This is a genomic window from Diaphorobacter sp. JS3051 (assembly GCF_015832135.1).
GTDB classification, from domain to species: Bacteria; Pseudomonadota; Gammaproteobacteria; order Burkholderiales; family Burkholderiaceae_C; genus Diaphorobacter; species Diaphorobacter nitroreducens.
Genome location: NZ_CP065406.1, coordinates 596,395 through 618,938 on the forward strand (window position 1 = coordinate 596,395; position 22,544 = coordinate 618,938).

Annotated in this window: 22 protein-coding genes and 1 riboswitch; of the genes, 4 read left to right on the top strand and 18 right to left on the bottom strand. The window is 68.4% G+C overall.

The window, feature by feature from the left end; translation table 11 throughout:
- Nucleotides 1-23: 23 nt before the first annotated feature.
- The 3 genes from I3K84_RS02860 to I3K84_RS02870 all read right to left on the bottom strand — a co-directional run bounded on the left by I3K84_RS02860 (nt 24) and on the right by I3K84_RS02870 (nt 3,256).
- Nucleotides 24-743, bottom strand: a complete 720-nt coding sequence (locus I3K84_RS02860; RefSeq protein WP_047351330.1) for a Crp/Fnr family transcriptional regulator — start codon at nt 741-743, stop codon at nt 24-26.
- Nucleotides 744-945: 202 nt separating this feature from the next.
- Nucleotides 946-1,713 (bottom strand): oxepin-CoA hydrolase, alternative type, encoded by a 768-nt coding sequence (locus I3K84_RS02865; protein WP_103737725.1) that lies wholly within the window; start codon nt 1,711-1,713, stop codon nt 946-948.
- A 22-nt stretch (nt 1,714-1,735) separates the two neighbouring features.
- On the bottom strand, nt 1,736-3,256 hold the full coding sequence (locus I3K84_RS02870; protein ID WP_196995465.1) for a 3-hydroxyacyl-CoA dehydrogenase: 1,521 nt from the start codon (nt 3,254-3,256) through the stop codon (nt 1,736-1,738).
- A gap of 283 nt (nt 3,257-3,539) precedes the next feature.
- Between I3K84_RS02870 and I3K84_RS02875 the strand changes: the two genes are divergently transcribed.
- Complete coding sequence (locus I3K84_RS02875; protein WP_231403400.1) at nt 3,540-5,384, top strand: FimV family protein; 1,845 nt, start codon at nt 3,540-3,542, stop codon at nt 5,382-5,384.
- 30 nt (nt 5,385-5,414) lie between these two features.
- Here I3K84_RS02875 and I3K84_RS02880 read toward each other — a convergent pair whose 3' ends face one another.
- Genes I3K84_RS02880 through I3K84_RS02895 form a run of 4 tightly spaced genes read right to left on the bottom strand, consistent with a single transcriptional unit; the run spans nt 5,415 to nt 8,492 of the window.
- Nucleotides 5,415-6,344: a thiamine phosphate synthase gene (locus I3K84_RS02880; protein WP_196995467.1), complete on the bottom strand. Its 930-nt coding sequence runs from the start codon at nt 6,342-6,344 to the stop codon at nt 5,415-5,417.
- A gap of 2 nt (nt 6,345-6,346) precedes the next feature.
- The gene (locus tag I3K84_RS02885; protein WP_196995468.1) at nt 6,347-7,159 is read right to left on the bottom strand and encodes a thiazole synthase; all 813 of its coding nucleotides are present in this window, start codon (nt 7,157-7,159) and stop codon (nt 6,347-6,349) included.
- 14 nt (nt 7,160-7,173) lie between these two features.
- A complete protein-coding gene (thiS, locus tag I3K84_RS02890) occupies nt 7,174-7,371 on the bottom strand; it encodes a sulfur carrier protein ThiS (protein WP_011805049.1) in 198 nt (65 codons plus the stop codon).
- Nucleotides 7,368-8,492 carry an FAD-dependent oxidoreductase gene (locus tag I3K84_RS02895; protein ID WP_196995469.1) on the bottom strand — a complete coding sequence of 375 codons (1,125 nt, stop codon included), beginning with the start codon at nt 8,490-8,492 and terminating at the stop codon, nt 7,368-7,370. The genes thiS and I3K84_RS02895 overlap by 4 nt, the downstream gene beginning before the upstream one ends.
- A 60-nt stretch (nt 8,493-8,552) precedes the next feature.
- Nucleotides 8,553-8,675: riboswitch (TPP riboswitch) on the bottom strand.
- Between the two features lie 109 nt (nt 8,676-8,784).
- On the opposite strand from I3K84_RS02895, the gene thiD reads away from it, so the two are divergent.
- Nucleotides 8,785-9,636, top strand: coding sequence for a bifunctional hydroxymethylpyrimidine kinase/phosphomethylpyrimidine kinase (gene thiD, locus I3K84_RS02900; protein ID WP_047351324.1), 852 nt, complete (start codon nt 8,785-8,787; stop codon nt 9,634-9,636).
- 66 nt (nt 9,637-9,702) lie between these two features.
- On the opposite strand, the gene I3K84_RS02905 is transcribed toward thiD, so the two are convergent.
- The 11 genes from I3K84_RS02905 to I3K84_RS02955 form a co-directional block, all read right to left on the bottom strand.
- Nucleotides 9,703-10,101 carry an SH3 domain-containing protein gene (locus I3K84_RS02905; protein ID WP_253940149.1) on the bottom strand — a complete coding sequence of 133 codons (399 nt, stop codon included), beginning with the start codon at nt 10,099-10,101 and terminating at the stop codon, nt 9,703-9,705.
- A 336-nt stretch (nt 10,102-10,437) separates the two neighbouring features.
- Nucleotides 10,438-11,502, bottom strand: coding sequence for an NAD(P)/FAD-dependent oxidoreductase (locus I3K84_RS02910; protein ID WP_172207002.1), 1,065 nt, complete (start codon nt 11,500-11,502; stop codon nt 10,438-10,440).
- Nucleotides 11,503-11,527: 25 nt separating this feature from the next.
- On the bottom strand, nt 11,528-11,851 hold the full coding sequence (gene fdxA / locus I3K84_RS02915) for a ferredoxin FdxA (protein WP_011805054.1): 324 nt from the start codon (nt 11,849-11,851) through the stop codon (nt 11,528-11,530).
- A 102-nt stretch (nt 11,852-11,953) separates the two neighbouring features.
- Complete coding sequence (locus tag I3K84_RS02920) at nt 11,954-13,342, bottom strand: sulfate adenylyltransferase subunit 1 (protein ID WP_196995470.1); 1,389 nt, start codon at nt 13,340-13,342, stop codon at nt 11,954-11,956.
- Nucleotides 13,342-14,274 carry a sulfate adenylyltransferase subunit CysD gene (gene cysD / locus I3K84_RS02925; protein ID WP_123675757.1) on the bottom strand — a complete coding sequence of 311 codons (933 nt, stop codon included), beginning with the start codon at nt 14,272-14,274 and terminating at the stop codon, nt 13,342-13,344. Before cysD ends, I3K84_RS02920 begins: the two co-directional genes overlap by 1 nt.
- Before the next feature lie 61 nt (nt 14,275-14,335).
- Nucleotides 14,336-14,977 (bottom strand): phosphoadenosine phosphosulfate reductase family protein, encoded by a 642-nt coding sequence (locus tag I3K84_RS02930; protein ID WP_015913441.1) that lies wholly within the window; start codon nt 14,975-14,977, stop codon nt 14,336-14,338.
- A complete protein-coding gene (locus I3K84_RS02935) occupies nt 14,974-15,369 on the bottom strand; it encodes a DUF934 domain-containing protein (RefSeq protein WP_011805058.1) in 396 nt (131 codons plus the stop codon). Before I3K84_RS02935 ends, I3K84_RS02930 begins: the two co-directional genes overlap by 4 nt.
- 25 nt (nt 15,370-15,394) lie before the next feature.
- Nucleotides 15,395-17,182, bottom strand: coding sequence for a nitrite/sulfite reductase (locus I3K84_RS02940; protein WP_172206998.1), 1,788 nt, complete (start codon nt 17,180-17,182; stop codon nt 15,395-15,397).
- A gap of 153 nt (nt 17,183-17,335) precedes the next feature.
- Nucleotides 17,336-19,255 (bottom strand): FAD-dependent 5-carboxymethylaminomethyl-2-thiouridine(34) oxidoreductase MnmC, encoded by a 1,920-nt coding sequence (gene mnmC / locus I3K84_RS02945; RefSeq protein ID WP_196995471.1) that lies wholly within the window; start codon nt 19,253-19,255, stop codon nt 17,336-17,338.
- A gap of 36 nt (nt 19,256-19,291) precedes the next feature.
- Entirely contained in the window at nt 19,292-19,957 is a 666-nt protein-coding gene (locus tag I3K84_RS02950) for a trimeric intracellular cation channel family protein (protein WP_011805061.1), read from the bottom strand.
- A gap of 219 nt (nt 19,958-20,176) precedes the next feature.
- Nucleotides 20,177-20,449: an oxidative damage protection protein gene (locus I3K84_RS02955; RefSeq protein WP_011805062.1), complete on the bottom strand. Its 273-nt coding sequence runs from the start codon at nt 20,447-20,449 to the stop codon at nt 20,177-20,179.
- Nucleotides 20,450-20,587: 138 nt separating this feature from the next.
- On the opposite strand from I3K84_RS02955, the gene I3K84_RS02960 reads away from it, so the two are divergent.
- Both I3K84_RS02960 and I3K84_RS02965 read left to right on the top strand, forming a co-directional pair.
- Nucleotides 20,588-21,607, top strand: a complete 1,020-nt coding sequence (locus I3K84_RS02960) for a sulfate ABC transporter substrate-binding protein (protein ID WP_041835972.1) — start codon at nt 20,588-20,590, stop codon at nt 21,605-21,607.
- A 210-nt stretch (nt 21,608-21,817) separates the two neighbouring features.
- Nucleotides 21,818-22,507, top strand: coding sequence for a glutathione S-transferase family protein (locus tag I3K84_RS02965; RefSeq protein ID WP_196995472.1), 690 nt, complete (start codon nt 21,818-21,820; stop codon nt 22,505-22,507).
- Nucleotides 22,508-22,544 lie beyond the last annotated feature (37 nt).

The following is a 22,544-nucleotide window of genomic DNA, read 5'->3' on the forward strand; positions in this document are numbered from 1 at the left end:
GCTATGGTTTTTGTAAACCTGGCTCATTGGTTGGCTTCGGAGATGCGCATCAGCGCATCCCGGTCGCGTATCACGAGGCCGCCGGGCTCGATGCGGATGGCGTCCTCGCGCTCCATGGCCTTTAGCTCCTGGTTCACGCGCTGGCGTGACGCGCCCAGCAACTGCGCCAGTTCTTCCTGGGCCAGTTGCAGGCTGATGCGCACTTCGTTGCCGTCGGACAGGCTGGGCACGCCATAGCTGCGCACCAGGTGCAGCAACTGCTTGGCCAGCCGCGAGCGCAGGGGCAGGGTGTTGAGGTCTTCCACCAGCCCGAACAGCTGCCGGATGCGCCGCGCATGCAGCCGCAGCATGGCCTCGTAGAGTTCCGAGTGCTGTGCAAGGATCTTCTTGAAGTCGGCCCGCGCCACGCACAGGATGGTGGTGTCGCCATGGGCGTAGGCATCGTGCGTGCGCCGGTCCCCGTCGAAGATCGCCACGTCGCCGAACCAGATGCCCGGCTCCACATAGGTCAGCGTGATCTGCTTGCCGGAGATCGAGGTGGAGCTCACGCGCACGGCGCCGCGTGCGCAGGCAATCCATTCCTCGGGCGGGTCGCCGCGTGCTGCGATGAGTGCGCCATCCTTGAAGCGTTTGACGTAGGAACATCGCAGTATGTCGTGGCGCAAAGAAGGGGAGAGGGAAGAAAACCAGCGACCTGAGTTGATCGCCTCGCGTTCATCGATGGTAAGAATCGGATCGTCCATGGTCTGTCGTTTGCGTGACTGGGTTGCAGTCCATTGTCGCGTGAGGGACCGGGGCGCGGGGAGCGGGCTGTCACATGGGCGTCCGCGGGCGCGCGCGTGCAGGCGCCGCTGCCGCGGAGCCAGCAATGCCATGGATGGGTTTGAATGAGACAAGCCGCCGGCGCTTGACCGTCAAGCGTTAGCAGCTATAAAAATAGTAGCTTTAAGCGCGTGGGTCGGCAGAAGCCGCCCGGGTTTCGCCCGCCGGGGCATGCTGGAGGTTGCGCACGAAGTGGCTGCGTTCCAGCGCGAGCTGTTCGGTGAGGCTGTGGTGTCGCGCCTCACTCACCAGTTCCTTGATGCTCGCCAGCGCATGGGGCGGGCCATCGTTCAGGCGCTGGGCCAGCGCCAGCGCCTCATGCAGGGCGCGGCCGGGATCGGCCAGCCGGTTGACCATGCCCAGGGACTGCAGTCGTGCGGCGTCGATGCGGTCCCCGCACATCAGGATCTCATGCGCCAGCGCGCGGGGCAGCATTTGCGCCAGGCTCCAGCTGGCACCGCCATCGGGCGACAGGCCCGCGTGAACATGGTTCATGGCAAACACCGCGTTGCGCGCGGCCACCATCAGGTCGCATGCCAGCGCGAGTGAAAACCCCGCGCCCTTGGCTTCGCCCTCCACGGCGGCGATCACGGGCTTGGGATGGGTGCGTATCGCCTCGATCCAGTGGTGCAGCAGATCCAGGCCATGCACCTGCGCTGGCGCGCTCTGATGCCGCAACGCCTGCAGCCGCTGGGGGCTGCTGCCGGCGCTGAACAGGCCGTCCGCGCCCGTGATGACCACGCAGCGCACGTCGGGATTGCGCTCCGCCACGTTCAGGGCTTCGATGCCCGCCGCGCAGATGGCCGGCTCCAGGGCATTGCGCAGTTCGGGGTGGCGAAGGGTCAGGACCAGGGTCTGGCCCTGGCTGGTGCTTTGCAGTTCGGCGGGCATGGCGGCGCGGGTGGTTGCAGGGTCAGGGCTCTTCGTGCGTCAGGCTCAGGCCGATGGCGCCGCGCCGGCGCAGCCAGGGGCTGGGGCGGTAGCGCGGGTCGCCGTACACGGTCTGCATGTTGAAGAGCACTTCCAGGATGTTGGTGGGGCCCCAGCGGTCGCCCATGGCCAGCGGGCCCAGCGGGTAGCCCAGGCCCAGGGTCACGGCGGTCTCCAGGTCCTTGGGGCTGCAGATGCGCTGCTGGCAGATGTCCGCGGCGATGTTGACGATGCTGGCCACGACGCGCTGTGTGACGAAGCCGCCGCTGTCGCGGATCACGCTCACTGGCTTGCCGTCGCGCGCGAACAGCGCGTGGGCGGCGTCGCGCATGTCTTCGCGCGTGGCGGGGTTGGTCGCCAGCACGCGCCGGCGGGTGGCCGCGTCGTCGATCAGCATGTCGATGCCGATGGTGCGCGCGGGGTCCAGGCGCTCCACCACGGCCACGGTGGTCACGTCAAAGCCGAGTGGCGCGACCAGCGTGAGCGCCTGGGCCGAGGGCGAGGTGCCCGTCTCGATCGTTGCCCCCAGGTCCTTGAGCAACTGGTACAGCTCGGCGCGGCGGGCGGCGCGCATGGAGACCCAGACCGGCGGCAGGCCCGATACCTCGGGCACCGGCGGCTCGGCCGGAAGCTCGGGCGCACCGTCCACGTAGCGGTAAAAGCCCTCGCCGGACTTGCGGCCCAGCAGGCCGCCGCTCAAGCGCTGCGCCGTGATCACGCTGGGGCGAAAGCGCGGCTCGTCGTAGTACTGGCGGTAGATCGACTCCATGACCGGGTGCGACACATCGAGCGCGGTGAGGTCCAGCAACTCGAAGGGGCCGAGCTTGAAGCCCACCTGGTCGCGCAGGATGCGGTCCACGGTGGCGAAATCGGCCACGCCCTCGCTCACGATGCGCAGCGCCTCGGTGCCATAGCCCCGCCCTGCGTGGTTGACGATGAAGCCCGGCGTGTCCTGCGCCATCACCGGGGTGTGGCCCATGGCGCGCGCATAGCCGGCCAGGCGGGTGCAGACATGGGGGTCCGTGCGCAGGCCGGCCACGACCTCGACCACCTTCATCAGCGGCACCGGGTTGAAGAAGTGAAAGCCTGCCATGCGCTGCGGCCGCTGCAGCGGTGCGGCCACGGCGGTGATGGACAGCGATGACGTGTTGCTGGCCAGCACGGCTTCGGGCGAGACGATGGCTTCGAGCTGTTTGAGCAGTTCCTGCTTGGCATCCAGTCGCTCGACGATGGCTTCCACCACCAATTCGCAAGCCGCGAAGTCGTGCAGCGACGTGACGGGAACCAGCCGCTGCTCCAGAGCCGGCAACAGGCTCTCGTCCAGCCGACCCTTGTCCACCAGACGCTGCCACTGCTGGTGGATGTGGGTGCGGGCGGCGTCGGCGGCGCCGCCATGGGTGTCGTAGAGGTAGACCGTGCTGCCTGCCTGGGCGGCGATCTGCGCGATGCCGCGGCCCATGGCGCCAGTGCCCACGATGCCGATTGAAGTGAAGACCGTTTGCATGGCGGCAATTATCTAGCGCTATCGGATGCGGCAGGGTTATGGCAAAATTTATAAACAAATTGAAACCACTGTGTTTATGCGTAACCTACTTGTCGGCGCCTGGGTCTATGCCGCAGCGTTTGGGGTCAGCGCGCTTTCGCTTGGCGGCAGCCACGGCACAGTGGTTCTGGGGTCCACGATCGATCTCACCTTTGAGGTACGGCCTGATCCCGGCAAGACCGTCGCGTCTTCCTGCCTCGGGGCGCGGCTGGTCTTAGGCGCAACCACTGTCCCCGAAACGCGCGTGCATGTCACTCCCCTGGAAGGAGGCGCCATTCCGATGGTGCGCGTGCAGGCGCTCATTCCCGTGGATGAGCCGGTGCTGACTGCCACGCTCACCGCCGGCTGCGAAGGGCGTGTGTCGCGCACCTACACGTTCTTGGCAGACCCGCCCGGCACTGCACCCCCAGCGGCACGGCAGCCCATCGATCTGTCGCGCCTGGCGGTGCCCGCACCACGCGCTGCGCCGCAGGTGCGGAGTGCATTGGGCGGCGAGGGGGAGGGCGCACGCACGGTCCAGCGGCCTGGTGCGCAGCCGCGTGTTCCCGCGGCGTCCACGCATGCCCCGGCCGAGCGGGCGGCACGCCCATCGCGGGCAGCTAAGACCGCCACGACGCTGCGCACCAGCGCCAAAGCCTCGCCGCCCGCGGCTGCGGCGGCTCCCTCCCGCCTGGTAATGGAACCCCTGGATTTGGGTCCTGACAATGCGTCCGCGCTGCAGCTCACGCGCGAGCCGCCCCAGATGTCGCCGCGCCCCAGCGAGGCCTTGCGTGCGGAGTCGGCCGCGTGGTGGCAGGCGCTGGACATTTCGACGGCCCAAACACAGCGGTTTGAAGAGCGGCTCAAGAGGCTCGAGGCTGATGCGGCCGCGCAGGGCCAGCTGGTGGAGCGCGAGCGCGCAACGGCGGCTGAGCTGCGCGAGCGCCTGGCGCAGGTGGAGTCGCAGGGGTTCCCCGCGACCGTGGTGTACATGCTCGCGGGGCTGCTGGTGCTGGCGCTGGCCTGCATTGCCTGGCTGCTGCGCCGCACGCGGCGCGAGGCGCTGCAGGCATGGCGTGACTCGGTGGCACTCAGCGGTGGCCTGCGGGACGGGGCCGTGGCCGCGGAAGGCCCTGACGGCAAGCTCCGGCTGCAGGTGGAGCCGGATGCGCGCGATGTCTGGCAGCCGACAGCGCGACCGCCGCAAGGGCCGGACAGTGGGCCGCCTCCGCTCAAGCCTACCGCCGCGCCAGTGAGTGCACCCGCGGCGGCTCCAGGCCCCGCGGTGGCGGCGCCGGCTGTGGAGCCCTTGCAGGCAAGGGCCCAGTCCGGTGTGCAGCCCGAGTCGCTGTTCGATCTGCAACAGCAGGCCGAATTTTTCACCTCGGTGGGCGAGCACGAGCAGGCCATCCATGTGCTGCGCCAATACATCGCGCAGCATGGCGAAGACTCGCCGCTGGCGCATCTCGAACTGCTGCGGCTGTACCACCAACTGGGGCGAACCGACAGCTTCGACGGCCTGCGCGCGCAGGTCGAGGAGCGGTTCAACGTACGCGTGCCTCCATTTGCGCAGTTCCAGCAACTGGGCCGGAGCCTGGAAGAGCATCCCGAGGCGCTGGCACGGGTCGAGGCGGCATGGTCCTCGCCCGAGGTGCTGGCCGTGCTGGAGGGCCTCTTATTTCACCGGGGACAGACGCAGGGCGAGGGGCCCTTCGACCTGGCGGCGCTGGACGATCTGCTGCTGCTGCTGTCCATCGCCCAGACCACGCCCGCACATTTGCGCGGTGCGCCGCCGCCCCGCGCGCGCACCACCCCGCGTGCAACGCCAGCGCTCCACCCGATGGGCGCGCAGGATGGGACGGGCCGGTCGCTGGACTCGATGGCGGCCGGCCTGGCGCTGCTGCCGGTGGATGACGGCTCGCCAGCATCCACTTGCGCCGCCGCGGTGGACGTGGACGTGTCCGGGCCGCCTCACATCACCCTCAGCGATCTGCCGCCCGTGCCCGTCACCCCGGCGCCCGCGCAAGGGCAGGCCGTGGGTTTTGGCATGGAAAACGACAAGCTGGAGTTGCGCTTCGAACTGGAGCAGTCGCAAAAGAACCGCTTCTGAAGCGCGAACGCCCCCCGTGCGCGGACGGGGCTATCGCCTGCCGGCGTCCATGGCCCGCATGAGCTGCGCCGCAGCGGCTTCCGGCTGATCGGCCGCCACCACGGCGCGCACCACGGCAATCGACCCCACTCCGGTGGCCAGCACTTGCGGGAACTGGGCCAGGCCAATGCCGCCGATGGCAACCAGCGGATAGCCGCGCATCAGCCGGGCATAGCCCGCCAGCCGCGCCACGCCCTGGGGCACTGTGGCCATTTTTTTGAGCGTGGTGGGGAACACCGCGCCCATGGCGATGTAGCTGGGGCTGGCCGCGTCGGCGCGCACCATCTCGGCGTAGCCATGCGTGCTCACGCCCAGGCGCACCCCGGACTCGCGCAGCGTGCGCAGCTCTTCGGGGCTCAGCGCATCCAGATCCTCCTGGCCCAGGTGCACGCCATAAGCTCCGGCCGCGATGGCCTGGCGCCAATGGTCGTTGATGAACAGCAGCGAAGCGGTGCCTTGCACGGCCTGCACTGCGGCGCGTACCTCGCGCGTGATGGCCGCAGGGTCGTCACTTTTGAAGCGCAGCTGCACCGTCGGCACGCCGGCCTGCGCCATGCGGCCCACCCATTGGGCATCGGGCAATACGGCGTAGAGACCCAGGTTCTGTGGGCAGGCTGCAAAGGGGTGCGCATGGGGGCGCGGCTGCAGTCCGAAGTCTGCGGGCTCGTCGGGCCACTGCGCCGGGTCGAAGCGGCCGGTGCGCCGCGTCTGCGCAGCCCAGGCGCGGGCCAGGCAGTCTGCGTCATGGGCGATGAAACCCAGGGCGCTGCAGGCCGCAAGGGCTGCGCGGTACACGGGGCCTTCCACGGTTGTCGCCGGCATCGGCTGCGGCGGGAAGTCCGCAAACGCCGACGCATGGTGCTGGCGGATGGCTTGCTCCATGGCGGCTGCAGAAGGCAATGGCGCGGCGGCTTGCGGCATGCTCAGTCCTGCGCGTGGTGCCAGAACGGCGTGCCCAGCACGGGCGTGCTGGGTTGCGCCGCCTCCTGCGGTGTCATCGCGCCGGCCATGCGGGCGGCGCGGCCTGCGGCCACGGCATCGGCAAAGGCACCGGCCATTTGCACGGGGTCGGTCGCCAGGGCCACGGCCGTGTTGAGCAGTACGCCGTCGTAACCCCATTCCATCACCTGGCAGGCGTGGGACGGCAGGCCGAGGCCGGCGTCCACGAGCAGCGGCACGTCCAGGCGCTCGCGCAGCAGCTGCAGGCCATAGGGGTTCACCGGGCCGCGGCCCGTGCCGATGGGCGCCGCCCACGGCATGACGGCCTGGCAGCCCACGTCCACCAGGCGCTGGCACAGCACCAGGTCTTCAGTGCAGTAGGGCAGCACGTAGAAGCCTTCGCGGACCAGTTGCTCGGCTGCCTGCACCAGGTTCAGCGTATCGGGCTGCAGCGTATAGTCGTCGCCGATCAGTTCCAGCTTGATCCAGGGGGTGTCGAAGACTTCACGCGCCATATGGGCGGTGGTGATGGCTTCCTGCAGGCTATGGCAGCCGGCGGTGTTGGGTAGCACTGGCACCTGCAGGCGCTTGAGCAGTTCCCAGAAGCTGCTGCCGGATTCGGCCGGGTTGCTGCCCTGGCGGCGCAGCGATGCGGTGAGCATCGCGGGCCGCGCGCGCTGCACGGCGGCCTCCAGCACGGCGGGAGACGGGTAGCGTGCGGTGCCCAGCAGCAGGCGGCTCTGGAACGCCTGGCCGTAGAGCACCAGCGTGTCGGGGGAAGAGGTAGGACTGTTCATGGGTGAAAAAAGGCTCAACCGCCGGTGACCGGCGCAATGATTTCGATCTGGTCGCCGGACTGCAGGGCGTGCGCGGCATAGCGGGCACTGGGCACGAACTGCAGGTTCACGGCCACGGCAAACGGGGGCTGGGGTGCCAGGTGGGCCACGGCGTCGGCGACGGTGGCGCCATCGGGCAGTTGCACGGCGTTTTGGTTGATGAATACGTTCATGTGTGCAGCGCAGCTTCGCGGTCGAGCTGCAGCGAGAGGTCGAATTCAGGGGCGAGCTCGGATTGTCCCGTGTTCAGCACCTGCATGACCACATCGAGCATGGCCGGCGCGATCATGAAGCCGTGGCGGTACAAACCGTTGACCTCCAGCACGCGATCCTGCACTACGCGCACGGCGGGCAGGTTGTCGGGCAGGGTGGGGCGGCAGTGGGTGGAGATCTCCAGGATACGCGCCTCGGCAAAGCCCGGGTGTACGGCGTAGGCGGCGCTCAGCAGCTCCAGCGTGGAGCGCACGCTGGCGGGCGACATGTCGTCGGATTCGATCTCGGTGGCGCCGATGACGAACAGGTGGTTCTCCTTCGGTGCGATGTAGATCGGGTAGCGGGGATGCACGATGCGCGTGGGGCGCTGCAGCGTCACGTCGGGCGCGTGCAGGCGTACCACCTCGCCGCGCAGCCCGCGCAGTTGCGGCCATTGCGCACGCGCGCCCAGGCCCCGGCAGTCCAGCACCCAGTCGGGCTGGCCGGCCTGGCCGGGAGTGAAGTCGGCCGGCTGGCGCGCGCTGCCCCAATGCGTGACCACGCCCAACTGGTCCATGGTGGCGGCCAGCGCGGCCAGGGCCTGGCGGTTGTCCAACTGGCCCTCGCCGGGCAGGTACAGGCCCTGGTGGAAGCGCTGTGCGGCCGTGGGTTCCAGGGCGGCCACGCCGGCGCTGTCCAGCGCCTGCATGCGCGGCAGCCCGGGCACCAGGCCTTGCGTCTGCTCGAACTTCAGGCGCATGCGCGCGGCTTCGGGCGCGTCCTGGCGGTGCCACAGGATCAGCGTGCCGTCATGTTGGAAGTACACCGGAGCGGCCAGCGGTGCCAGCAGCTCGGGCCAGCGCGCCAGCGAGTGCACGCCCATGCGCACCACGCCGGGCTCGGCCACGATGGATTCGGCCAGGGGGGCCACCATGGCGGCGGCCACGTAGGCTGCGGCGCCTTCGGCGACACGGGTGCCGGCCTCGTGCACCTCAACGGCGTGGCCCTGGCGGGCGAGTTCGACGGCCAGCAGGCGGCCCATGAGGCCCGCGCCCAGGATGGTGACGCGGGAGGAGGAGCGAAGGGTGGGGAAAGTGTGCATCGTGTCCGTGATGAAAGGCCAGGCCAAACAACCAAAGGACAAAACGGGAGCGCGCGGCGCGCCGATGCTGTTGAAACTCCCCACGCCAGCATGACCTGGATCGGGTGCTTAGGGTATTTCTCAGTCGCCTGCCGCTTTCGTCAACACGTTCTTAGTGCGGCGGGGACACCCCTGTTTCGTCCGTGGCCGGCATTACAGCACAGGGGTGGTGCCCCTGTTGTTGACGTGGCGCAGGCTCTGGCGTTGCCGCGGCTGCGTTGAATGCGCTGCGGCTTGGCCGATAATTTTTGCCATGAACCAAGAGACACAGACGCCCGGCGGTGGCCGGCGCTATGCGCGCGTGTTGACCATCGCGGGCTCCGACAGCGGCGGCGGCGCGGGCATACAGGCCGACCTGAAGACCTTCAGCGCCCTGGGCTGCTACGGCATGACCGCGATCACCGCCATCACCGCGCAGAACACGCGCGGCGTGACGGGCATCCACGGCATTCCGCCCGAGATGCTGCGCGCACAGATCGACGCCGTGGTCGAGGACATCGGCGTGGATGCGGTGAAGATCGGCATGCTGCATTCGCCCGAGGTGGTGCAGGTGGTGGCCGACGCGATTCTTCGCCATGGCTTGCCCAACGTGGTGCTGGACCCGGTGATGGTCGCCACCAGCGGCGACCGGCTGATTGCCGAGGAGACCGTGGGCACGCTGGTGCGCGCGCTGTTCCCGCTGGCCGCCGTGGTCACCCCCAACCTGGACGAGGCCGGCTGGCTGCTGGGCCGCGCCATTGCCGACGAAAGCGCGCTGGACGCGGCCGCCACCGACTTGCTGGCGCTGGGCGCGCGCGCGGTGCTGCTCAAGGGCGGGCATCTGCCGGGCGACCGGGTGGTGGATGTGCTGGCCCTGCCTGGCGACGAGCGCCACCGCCTGGAAGCTGCGCGCATCGTCACGCACAACGGCCACGGCACAGGCTGCACCTTGTCGTCGGCGATCGCTGCGCACCTCGCATTGGGCCAGCCGCTGGCGCAGGCGGTGCGGTTGGCCCGCCAGTACATTCTGGGCGCGATCGCTGCGGGGGCCGATGTGCGCACCGGCCACGGCCACGGGCCGCTCAACCATGGCTATGCGCCGGTGGCGCAGCGTGTGATCGAGTAACGGGCGGCTGAGGGAGCGCCGGGCACCGCGCGCGCACAGGCCCACACCGCCGCGGCACCCGAAATATCACCAGCCCCAGGTCAGGCGCCGGGCCACCCAGCCCTTTTGCCCGTCTTCGCGCTGCACCCGGGCCCAGCTGCCCGACTGGCCCAGGCTGCGCACCACCTCATGCTGCTGCAGCTTGCCCACGGTCTTGTGCTGCTGGCCGGGGCCGGCGCGCAGGTTGGCGACGCGTGCCGTCACCACGCGGTGCGGCGTCTTGCTGGTCAGCGGCGCGTACACCCAGCCGAGCGGCTCCTCGAAGTCCCGCACTTGGAGCCACCGGCCCTTGCGCTGCTGCACCTGCAGCGGATAGCCCCGGCCCAGCTCCCACAGCGTCGCCGAGCGGGTGCTGGGCTTCTCGCGTACGTTGACCGCATTGCCCTTGATGCTGACGAAATCGCGCGCCTGCACGCCGGCGGGCATGAGCAGGGGCAGGGCCAGCGTGGCGGCGGCCAGGGCTTTGGACAGGATGCGATGCGGCAGGGGCAGTGCGAAGGGCACGGGGTGATCTCCTTGGAGTTGGAACTGAGGGATGACAACCCCCAGGTGGAGGGCCGCCCGCGTGCGAAGTTCCGGCCGTTTCAGGCGCGAACCGATGGCCGAAACGTCAATTGCTATGAAAAATATAGCTGCCAGCGCACTATACAAGCCATTCTGAGACAGTTTTCTATTTGGAAACAAGGCAGAACGCGCGCTGCAAGCTCCTGCTTCAATAGCGCCCCGCGCATGCCGCAGGGCGCGCCGCGCCGTCGCCGCAGGTCAGCGGGCCGGGGCGACCCCCAGCCGGGCCTGCAGCCGTTCGCTGCTGGTGGTGTATTCCAGGGGCAGCTTGTGGCCCGCCTGCCGTTCAGCCTCGGCGAAGGCGGCGAGGGTGGCTTCGTGGAAGCCGCACAGGATCAGCTTGCGCTTGCCGGGGTAGGTGGTGATGTCGCCGACGGCGTAGATGCCGGGGACGCTGGTGGCGAAAGTGGCCGTGTCCACGGTCAGCTGCTTGCGGTCCATCGCCAGGCCCCAGTCGGCAATGGGCCCCAGGCGGGGAGAGATGCCCAGGTAGGCCAGCAACAGGTCCAGCGGCTGGCGCTGTGGCTCGCCTTGCGGGTCCAGCAGGGCCAGCGCCTGCAGGGTGCCGTCGGGCGCGGTCTCCACGCCCGTGATCTGGCCGATCACGACCTGGATGCGGCCCGCCTCGCGCAGTGCCTGCAGTTGCGCCAGCAGCGCGGGCGCGGCCTGGAAGGCATCGCGCCGGTGCAGCAGCAGCACCTGCGCGGCAGCGTCCACGCAGTCCAGCGCCGCCTGCACGGCCGCCTCGTCGCCGCCATGTACCACCACGCGCTTGCCGGTCGCGGCACGGGTGGCCGTGGCGGCGTCAGGGTGGTAGAGCAACTGGCCGGGGGCCAGCGCCTCCACCCCCTCGGCCTTGATGGCGCGCGGCACGAAGGCGCCCACGCCCGCGGCAATGAAGATGCTGCGCGCCAGCAGCGCGGTGCCGGCGGTGGTGGTGAGCAGAATACGTCCGTCGGCCTGCGCGGCCAGCGCGTGGACCTGCTGGCCCAGGTGCAGCGTGGGGGCGAAAGGGGCGATCTGCCGCTGCAGCAGTTCCACGAGCCCCAGGCCCGTGCACACCGGGATGCCGGGAATGTCGTAGATGGGTTTGTCGGGATACAGCTCGGCGCACTGGCCACCCACAAGGGGCAGCGCATCAACCAGGTGCGCCGCGATGCCCTGCAGCCCGAGCTGGAAGACCTGGAACAGCCCCACCGGCCCGGCGCCGATCACCACGGCGTCCGCGGCCTGGGGCGTCGGGCTGCTGGGGGATGGGTGCATGCGGGGCGTGGCGGGAGCGCGGGAGTCAGCGCTCCAGCTGGTCCAGCTTGCCGGGCTTGCCGTTCCAGTCGTCAGCGTCGGGCAGCGCTGCCTTGCGCTTGGTGATGCTCTTGAACTTGGGCGTCAGCTCGGCGTTGATCTTGATGAAGGCCAGCTGGTCGCTGGGCAGGTCTTCCTCGGCAAAGATGGCGTTGGCCGGGCATTCAGGGATGCACACGGCGCAGTCGATGCACTCGTCGGGGTCGATCACGAGGAAGTTGGGGCCTTCGCGGAAGCAGTCCACGGGGCACACATCCACGCAATCGGTGTATTTGCACTTGATGCAGTTTTCGGTGACGACGTGAGTCATGAGTAGTTGTGTTCTGGTATGGGGTTAGCCCGCGATTTTAGGCCGACCGCCGCCTCAGCAGGCCAGCCAACCATGCCTGAGGCGCGGAAACCTTAACGTTGATCAAGCTTTTGGGGCCGGTGCGTTCACCAGCACGGCGCCCGCCGTCTTGTGGCTGGCGGTGTCGACCAGGATGAGCGAACCGAGCACGCGGCTGCGCGCGAACGGCGCCGCGGGCAGGGGTTCCTGCAGCAGCAGCTCCACATGGCCGATGGCATTGGGCTCCAGCTGGGTGGCGTCTTCCTCGGCCAGGGTGTTGATGTCCAGACGGTGGACCACGCGGCGCACCTTGACCTTGACCCAGCGGTGGCCGTGCAGCGCCCAGTACACGCGGCCCGCCAGCAGCGGCTCGTCGTCCATCCACGCGACGGTGGCGGTGATCTCGCGCTGGCCGGGCCATGCGGGCACGGCGGCGGGGGTGTCGAAGTCGTCCTCGGCCGCGGCAGCGGGTGCGGGCGCAGCCACGATCCAGTCGCCGCGCGAGACGTCCACCTCGCGGTCGAGGGTGATGCCCGCGCTCTGGCCCGCGGCCACGCCGGTGGCGCGGCGCGCATGGTCCAAGACCTGCGCCACCTGCGCCAGCTGTCCGCTGGGGAAGATGGCGACCTGCGCACCCGGCTGCACGCGGCCCGTGCCCACCCGGCCCCAGAACACGCGGCGCCCCTGCGAGGTGTCGGACGAGGAAGAAAATTTCTCCACCCACTGCACCGGGAAGGCCAGGGGCAGGCCGGCGTCGGGCGGGGTGTTGGGCAGCCGCTCCAGGATCTGCAGCAGGCTCGGGCCCGCGTAGTCGCACCAGCCGGGCTTGGCCTCTACCACGTTCCAGCCCTTGAGCGCCGACACCGGCACCACGCCCGCCACCGCGATGCCCGCGTGCCGGGCGAACTGCTCCAGCGCGGCACGGATGTGACGGTAGGCGAGCTGTGGGTCGGCCACGGCGTCGAGCTTGTTCACGGCAAACACCAGCGAATGCACACGCAGCAGGTGCACCAGCAGGCTGTGGCGGCGCGTTTGCGGCAGCAGCGTGAGTTGCGGGTTCTGCCAATCAAGCTTGGTGGCGTCCACCAGCACCACGGCGGCGTCGGCCTGGGAGGCGGCGGTGACCATGTTGCGCGTGTACTGCTCGTGGCCGGGCGCGTCGCCGATGATGAACTTGCGCGCCTCGGTGGCGAAGTAGCGGTAGGCCACGTCGATGGTGATGCCCTGCTCGCGCTCGGCACTGAGGCCGTCGGTCAGCAGCGCCAGGTCGGTCTCTCCGCCGCGCTGCACGCCGGCCAGGTGGTCCTGCAGCACGGCGCGGCTGTCCACCAGCAGGCGGCCGATCAGCGTGCTCTTGCCATCGTCCACGCTGCCGCAGGTGATGAAGCGCAGCGCGGAAATGTGATCATTTGTGCCGCTAGCGCTTTCTGGTTGTGCGCTGGAAGCTATTGAATTGATAGTGGCGGTGGTCATCAGAAATACCCGTCTTTCTTGCGCTTTTCCATCGAGGCGTCGCTGGTCTTGTCGTCCATGCGCGTGGCGCCGCGCTCGCTGACCTCGGCGGCCAGGGTCTCGATCACGATTTCGCCTGCCGTGGCGGCCAGGCTTTCTACCGGGCAGGTGCAGGTGATGTCGCCCACGGTGCGAAAGCGCACGGTGCGCGTCTGCACCGCTTCGCCGTCCTTCGGGGGCGTGAGCGGCGTGACGGGCACCAGCAGGCCGCGGCGCTCCACCACTTCGCGCGGGTGGGCGTAGTACAGCGATGGCAGGGCGACCTGCTCGCGCTCGATGTACTGCCACACGTCCAGCTCGGTCCAGTTGCTGATGGGGAACACGCGGAAATGCTCGCCGGGGGCCAGGCGGGTGTTGAACAGCGTCCACAGTTCGGGGCGCTGCGCCTTGGGCTGCCACTGGCCGAAGCTGTCGCGGTGGCTGAAGATGCGCTCCTTGGCGCGCGCCTTCTCCTCGTCCCGGCGCGCACCGCCGATCAAGGCGTCGAAACGGAACTCCTCAATCGCTTCGAGCAGCGTGACGGACTGGTGCACGTTGCGCGATTCGCCGGGGTGGGCCAGGCGCACGGTGCCGCGCGCCATCGAATCCTCGACGCTGCGCACGATGAGTTCGGCGCCCAGTTCCTTTGCGCGGAAGTCGCGGAAGTCGGTCACCTCGGGGAAGTTGTGCCCCGTGTCGATCATCAGCAGCGGGTAGGGAATGCGGCCCGCGCCGAAGGCCTTCTCTGCGCACTTGAGCATGACCAGCGAGTCCTTGCCGCCCGAGAACAGCAGGGCGGGGCGCTCGAAGGCCGCGGCCACCTCGCGCAGGATGAAGATGGTTTCTTCTTCCAGCGCGTCCAGGTGGCGGTTGCTGAGCTGGTTGAGCACTTGGGAGTCAACACGGGCGTTCATTCGATGTTCCAGTCAAATCTGGCTCCAGCGCTTGTGGGGCAAGCGCAGGCAGCTATCGTTTTTAGTGGGCCAGGTGCAGGCCGCATTCGCGGTTGTCTTCGCCCTTGGTGGGGTCCACGTAGTCAAAGTTGTTGGGCAGGCCGTGCTGCTGGCAGTACTCGTGCAGCTGTTTGGACGACCAGTGCAATAGCGGCGCGACCTTGATCAGGCCGTCGGGGTTGATGCTCACGGGCTCCATCTGCGCGCGCACGGCGGTGTCGGTCGCGCGCAGCGCGGTGAACCACACCCGGGGTGCCGTTTCGCGCAGGGCGCGGGCGAAGGGTTCGAGCTTCACCTCTTCGGTGAACGCGGCGTGGCGCGGGTCGTCCAGTGCGGGCGTCGGGCCTTCGACGGCCTCGCGGTGGGCGCGCGAGCGGCGCGGCAGGTAGATCTTCAGGTTGAGCCCGAGCTGCTTCGTCACCGCGTCGGCAAAGCGGTAGGTGGCCTCGGTGTTGTAGCCGTTGTCCATCCAGACCACGGGCACGCCCGGCTGCACGCGGGTGACCAGGTGCAGGATCACGGCCTCGAACGGGCGGAAGTTGGTGGTGACGATGGGCGTCTGGCCCAGGCCCAGCGCCCAGGCCACCAGGGCGGCGGCATCGTGGCCGTGCTCGGCGTTGACGCGGGCGAGTTCGGCGGCGCTGACTGCCGTGGCGGTGCTCATGCGGCCTCCCGGGCGAACAGCGGGCGCGGCTCCAGCACGTCGCCCTGGTAGAAGGCGGCATAGCGCGCGAACTGGCGTTCGGCCGCGGCCGGGTCCACGCCGGGCGCCAGCACCGCGCTGCTGAAGCCGCTGCGGTGCATGTGCACCAGCTGGTCGATCAGCACGTCGCCCGTGGCGCGGATATCGCCCGCAAAGCGGTAGCGGCGGCGCAGCAGCAGCGCCTGGCTGTAGGCGCGGCCGTCGGTGAACTTGGGGAACTGCAGCTCGATGCGCTGCACGCCCTCCAGCGCGCCTTCGGCGGCCAGCGCGGCCAGGTCGGCATCGTTGGCGATCTGCAGGGTTTTGAGGTCGTCAGCGCCCAGGGATAAAGCGCCAGCAGCTATGATTTTCATAGTATTCAAGGTCTTTTGAGTGGGGTCAGGCCACGGCCTCTTCAGCCGCCTTGGGGTGGCGCGCACCATTGGCGGCGGCCTTGAAGGGGTCCTGGCCCACGCGGCGCAGGGTGTCGATGAACAGCTCGTTGCCCTTGCGCAGCGCGCGGTAGGTGTCCAGCAGCGCCTCGATCACGTCGGGCACTTCGGCGGCCGAGAACGACGGGCCGACCACCTTGCCGCCGATGGCCGGGCCGGACAGCTGCGTGCCGTCGGAGCCGCCCAGCGTGATCTGGTACCACTCCTTGCCGTCCTTGTCCACGCCCAGGATGCCGATGTGGCCGCTGTGGTGGTGGCCGCAGCTGTTGATGCAGCCGCTCATGTGCAGGTCGATGGGGCCGATGTCGAACAGCTCGTCCAGGTCCTGGTAGCGCTCGGTGATGGCCGCGGCGATGGGCAGCGAACGCGCGTTGGCCAGCGAGCAGAAGTCGCCGCCCGGGCAGGCGATCATGTCCGTCAGCAGGCCGATGTTGGGCTGCGCCAGGCCCAGCTTGCGCGCGGCCTCGTACAGCGCGGGCAGGTCGGCTTCGTGCACCCAGGGCAGCAGCAGGTTCTGCTCGTGCGTCAGGCGCGCCTCGCCGGCGCTGAACTGGTCGGCCAGTTGGGCCAGGGCGTCCAGCGTGTCGCCGTCGGCGTCGCCGGGCGCAAAGCCCACGCGCTTGAACGACAGTGTCACCGCCTTCAGGCCGGTCATGCGGTGGCCGCGCACGTTCTGCTGCAGCCAGCGCTGGTACAGCTGGCCGGAGGTGTTCACGCCATGCGGGCGGCCGGCAGGCCGCAGCGGTGGCACGACGAAATGGCCGGTCACGCGGTCCAGCTCGGCCTGGGTGATGGTGTGGGGGGCGCCGTCCTGCTCCAGGATGGCGCGGTATTCGGCCTCCACCGCGTCGATGAACTGCTGGCCTTCGCTCTTGACCAGGATCTTGATGCGCGCCTTCCACTTGTTGTCGCGGCGGCCGTAGCTGTTGTACACACGCACGATGGCTTCGATGTAGTTCAGCAGCTGGTCCCACGGCAGAAATTCACGCACCACGGTGCCGATGACGGGCGTGCGCCCCATGCCGCCGCCCACCTTGACGGCAAAGCCCACCTCGCCAGCCGCGTTCTTCAGCGCTTGCAGGCCGATGTCATACCAGCCGGTGGCGGCACGGTCTTCCGCGGCGCCGTTGAAGGCGATCTTGAACTTGCGCGGCAGGTAGGTGAACTCGGGGTGCAGCGAACTCCACTGGCGCGTGATCTCGGCGAACGGCCGGGTGTCCACGATCTCGTCCTCGGCGATGCCGGCGTAGGCTTCGCAAGTGATGTTGCGGATGTCGTTGCCGCTGGTCTGGATGCCGTGCATGTGCACGCTGGCCAGCAGGTCCATCACGTCGGCCGCGCGGGTGATGGGAATCCAGTTGAACTGCACGTTGGTGCGCGTGGTGAAGTGGCCGTAGCCGTAGCGCAGCGGGGGCGCGGCCAGTGTCAGGCCCGGCTGGGCGGCCTGCAGCTGGTCCTGCGTGGCCTGGGCATGGGCCAGCAGCTCGGGCGTGGGGCGGTCGTATTCGCGGGCGATGTGGGCCAGCATGCGCAGCTGGGCGCTGTTGATGTCGCCATAGGGCACGGCGATGCGGGCCATGGGCGCGTAGCGCTGGATGTACCAGCCGTTTTGCAGGCGCAGGGGCAGCAGTTGCTCGTCGGTCAACTCGCCGCGCTGCCAGCGTTCGAGCTGATCGCGGAATTGCTGGGCGCGCAGGTGGACGAACTGGCGGTCGAATTCGGTGTACTGGTACATGGCAGGGCCGTGGGCGTTTCAACACAGGTGCCGCCGGGCCCCGAATGGCGCCCGCAGCATCGATGGGCGCACTTTAAAAGTCTGTCTTATAAAGACAAACTATTTTTTAATGCTTCATATATTCCGTTATTTGTATATGAAATGCATGTCGGTTCACTGTGGCTCATACCCTAGCCAGCGCTCGCTGCTCAACGCGCGCGCCAGAGGGGCGTCCAGCGGCAGGGGCTCACTGTGCAGCCGCGCGGCGATCAGTTCGCCGCACAGCAATGACAGCGTGAGCCCGCGCGCGCCCATGGCAGTGCACAGCCACAGGCCGGGCTGGCGCACCGGGTCCACCGGCCCCACGATGGGACGGCGGTCCAGCGCGCCGCAGCGCACGGCCGCCCAGGTGCGCACGGGGCCGTCCGGCGCGGTGGCGGCCTGGGTGAAGGCGGCGTCCATGGCAGCGCCCAGGGGGGGCAGCAGCGCGTGCAGTTTGGCCTGATTGGTGGCCAAGCCTTTGGCTTGGTCGTCAGGGCTGGGGGGCAGGGCGGTCTTCAGGCGCTCGAACGTGGAGCCCAGCACCCAGCCTGCGCCACCCTGCAGCGGCACACGGGGCACCAGGTTGCCGTTGCCATTGAGCGGCTGGGGCGGCCACGGGGCGCCGGCGGGGGCCTGGGCATGCAGGCCCCAGGCCAACTGGCCGCGCAACGGGTTCATGGGCCAATGCGCGTGCGTGAGCGGGCCGGTGTGGTGCCCGGCGCAGACCACGGCAAGTTCCGCCTCGGCCAGTACGTGCCCTTCGGCGTCCAGTGCCTGCCAGAGGGGCTGGCCGTCGACGGTGGTGCGGCGCAACTCCGCCACCGCCGCGCTGCCGTGCCAGCGGATGGCCGGGTCGTTCAGCAGGTGGGCGATGAGCTGGGGCGGGCGCACCCAGCCTGCGTGCTCGTGCCAGCAGGCCACCGTGTCTGCCGATAAGCCGTTGGCCTGCAGTTGTGCGGGTGTTGCGGGGCGACTCCAGTCCAGGCCAGGCCCGTCGCTCCAGGCCAATCCGGTGGTGCCGTCCACACGGTGCTCCAGCGTGCCGCACGCGCTCCAGTCGGTGCCGCGCGTCTCGGTTGGAAGCTGCGCCAGCGTATTCAGCGTGGTGCGTACCCCCGCGCGCGACAGGCGCGAGATCAGGTTGTCGTCCTGCGAGACATTGGGCGCGAACACCCCCGCCGGCAGGCCGGATGCACCGGCGGCAGGGTGATCGGCCCGGTCCAGCACCTGGACCTGCCAGCCACGGTGCGCCAGGCTGGCCGCCACGGCGGCGCCCGCCAGTCCTGCGCCCACCACCAGGCAGCGGGCCGGGGCGGCCACCGTGGCGTCTGGCAGCACGGGCTGGCCGGCGCGTGGCTCCCAGCGGGGCGCGTAGGTGGCCTGCAGGTTGTCGCGCTTGGGGCGGACACCCGGCACCTTCTGCACCTCGAAGCCGCACTGCACCAGCCCGTCCCGCACGCCGCGCGCCACCGTCCACGTCGCCAGGCGGGTGCCGCGGCGGCAGCAGCGCGCCACGGCCTTGAGGGTGTGGATGTCCCACATTTGCGGGTTGTGCTGGGGGTCGAAGCCGTCCAGGTACACCGAATCCGCCGTGGGCTGCTGCTGCCTCAGCAGGGCTTGCGCGTCACCGATGTACAGCGTGAGCAGCACCTGCCCGCCGTCGAACGAGAGCCGGTGCACGCCCGGCAGCAAGCCCCAGTACTGCGCCGCCAACTGCTGGGCCAGCGATTGCAGTGTGGAATCGATGGGCGTGGCGCGCAGCACATCGGCCGCGCTCACGGGCCAGGCCTCGCAGGAAACGAAGTGCAGCCGCTGTGGCCGGTGGGGGTCGGCGCGCCACGCGGCCCAGGTCACGAGGAAGTTCAGGCCCAGGCCGAAGCCGGTTTCCAGCACCCGCCACTGCGGCTGGTTCTGCCAGGCCTGGGGCAGGCCGCAGCCGGCGAGAAATGTGCCGCGGGCTTGTTCCAGGCCGCCGTGCTCGCTGTGGTACCGGTCTGAGAAGCGCGGGCTGTAGGGCGTGCCGTCTTCCAGCCATTCAATCGGTTCGGACATGGTGTCGGGAGGCGCGAAAAGATTACAGAAACAGTGTCATTCCCAGCGCTGCTGGTACGAGAACACCGGCAGGCGCCAGTGGTAGTGCAGTGCCAGCAGCCGCAGCGCCAGGCCGGCGGCGAAGCACACCAAAGTGCTGAGGTTGTTTTCCACTTCCATCGTGCGCAGTCCCAGGAACAGCAGGCACACGGCCAGGGACACGCTGGCGTACAGCTCGCGCCGAAAGACCACGGGCACCTGGTTGCACAGCACGTCGCGCAGGATGCCGCCGCTGATGCCCGTGAGCATGCCGGACATCACCACCACCACGGGCGGGTAGCCCAGTTCCAGGGCCACGTTGCATCCGATCAGCGAGAACGCGATCAGCCCCATGGCGTCCAGCAGCAGGAACACGCGCTTGATCCGGTGCAGGTAGCGCGCCACCACCGTCGTCAGCAGGCCTGCGGAGATCACCAGGTACACGTATTCCGGGTGCTGTGTCCAGCCGATCGGGTAGTGGCCCAGCACCATGTCACGGATGGTGCCGCCGCCCAGCGCGGTCACAAAGGCGATCACGCTGACACCGAAGATGTCCATGTTGCGCCGGCCTGCGGCCAGCGCGCCAGACATGGCCTCGGCCGTGATGGCCACAAGGTAGATCACCAGCAGGGTGGTGAACTGTGAGAACTGGAACGAGTCCAGCAATGACACCGACGGCAACATGAAATCTCCTCAGGGAGCCGGGCCTGGGTCGCCTGCCAGGCGCAGTGGGCTACAACGGCAACGCCCCCGCCACAGTGATGCGACGGGGGCGACTGCAAAGAGGCGCTGCTTTGGCGCAGCGCTGCGTCATGCGCCGGGCGGGACGCAGCCAGCCTCAGCGTCTGCGCCGCGCCAAAGAAGTGGCTTTAGCGAAACCGCTTCTTGCAGCGCTGCACTGCGTTACGCGCTGGGCGGCACATAACCCGCCGCAGCGTCTGCGCCGCTGCCGAAGAAGTGGTTTTCCATCTGGCGGGCGAGGTATTGGCGGGCGCGCGCGTCGGCCAGGTTCAGGCGGTTCTCGTTGACCAGCATGGTCTGGTGCTTGATCCAGTCGGCCCAGGCTTGCTTGCTCACGTTGTCATAGATGCGTTTGCCCAGATCGCCGGGGTAGGGCGCAAAGTCGAGGCCTTCGGCTTCCTTGCCGAGCTTGATGCAGTGGACGGTACGTGCCATGGAGCGATTCCTTGCTGAAACTTCAGACGTCAATGGAATAACGAACTGAAATCTTATTGGTTTGGATTTTGAAGGGCGACTTCCAGAATGCCTTGCATCGGTGAACCGCACCGACGCACCCTGCAACGAAAGCCCTTCATGAACAATCGCCGCGACTTTATCAAGTTTCCCCTGGCCACCGCCCTGACGGCGGTCATGTCCCTGACGTCTTTGCCGTCGTTTGCGCAGCCCGCCCAGTTCCTCAACGTGTCCTACGACCCCACGCGTGAACTCTATGTGGCCTACAACCAGGCCTTCGCGCGCCACTGGAAGGCCAAGACGGGGCAGGAAGTGCAGTTCAAACAGTCGCACGGCGGCTCGGGCAAGCAGGCGCGTTCGATCATCGATGGCATCGACGCCGACGTGGCTACGCTGGCCCTGGGCGGAGACGTGGATGCGCTGGCCCAGCACGGCCTGCTGGCGCCCGCTTGGCAAAAGCGCCTCCCGCACAACTCGGCGCCCTATACCTCCACCATCGTGTTTCTGGTGAAGAAGGGCAACCCCAAGGGCGTGAAGGATTGGGATGACTTGGTCAAGCCCGGCGTGCAAGTCATCACACCCAACCCCAAGACCAGCGGCGGGGCGCGCTGGAACTATCTTGCTGCCTGGGAATTCGCCAAGCGCAAGTACGGCAGCGACACTCAAGCCAAGGATTTCGTGTCCAAGCTCTACAAGAACGTGCCGGTACTCGACACGGGTGCGCGCGGCTCGACCATCACCTTCGTGCAGCGCGGTGTGGGCGACGTGCTGCTGGCCTGGGAGAACGAGGCGTTTCTTGCGCTCAAGGAGTTCGGCAAGGACAAGTTCGAGATCGTAGTGCCATCGCTGTCCATCCTGGCCGAACCCACGGTGGCGGTGGTGGACAAGGTGGTGGACAAGAAGGGCACGCGCGCGCTGGCGGAGGAGTACCTTTCCTACCTCTATTCCGACGAGGGGCAGGACATTGCTGGAAAGAACTTCTACCGTCCAACCAGCGAGAAGGCCAAGGCCCAGTACGACAAGCAATTCCCCAAGCTCACACTGGCCACCATCGACCAGGCTTTCGGTGGCTGGGCCAAGGCCAATCGGGAGCATTTTGCGGACGGCGCGCTGTTTGACCAGATCTACAGCCGGCGTTGATCCGTCTTTGGATGAAAATCGGCGCTAAGCGTTGATGAGTAAGTGCTGTAAGCTATCAAAAATATAGCTTCCAAAGCGCCCCGCGCTCCTTTGCCGAAGGGAGGGACGTGGGTCCGGGCCTTGGCGCGAGGGAAAGCCCACCCATGGCGGGGCACGCCGTGCCGCGGCAGGCACCAACCCTTCGTGCGCGACTGCACTACCATGCCGCCCATGCTGACCGTTCACCACCTGGAAACCTCGCGCTCCCAGCGCATTCTGTGGCTGCTGGAAGAACTGGGCGTGCCCTACGACATCCGCCGTTACTCGCGTGACCCCGTGACCAAGCTGGCGCCACCAGAGCTCAAGCGGGTGCACCCGCTGGGCAAGTCGCCCGTCATCACCGATGGCGACATGGTAGTGGCCGAATCTGGCGCCATCATCGAATATCTGGCCGAGCGCTACGGTGCACAGGCGCCGGCGGATCTGGCCCATCTGGAACCCGCGCGCGGCACGGCAGAACATCGCCAGTGCAGGTTCTGGATGCATTACGCCGAGGGGTCCCTGATGAACTGGCTGGTGATGAAGCTGGTGTTCGACACCATTGCGCGCCAGCCCATGCCGTTTTTTGTGCGCCCCATCGCGCGCACCCTGTGCGCCAAAGTGCAGCAAAGACTCATCGGCCCGAACGTGCAAACCGCGCTGGCTTTCATGGACGCGCACCTGGCACAGCACGACTGGTTCGCCGGGGGCCACCTGACCATGGCCGACTTTCAGATGAGCTTTGCCGTGGAGGCGGCCCTCGCGCGCGGGGGCGACGAAACGGCCTGGCCGCACCTGGTGTCCTACCGCCAGCGTATGCGGGCGCGTCCGGCCTACCAGCGGGCGCTGGAGCAGGGCGGCCCCGTGGTGATGCAGGCCTGAGGGGCACTGCCGCGCCGTCAGCCAGACCAGTCCTTCC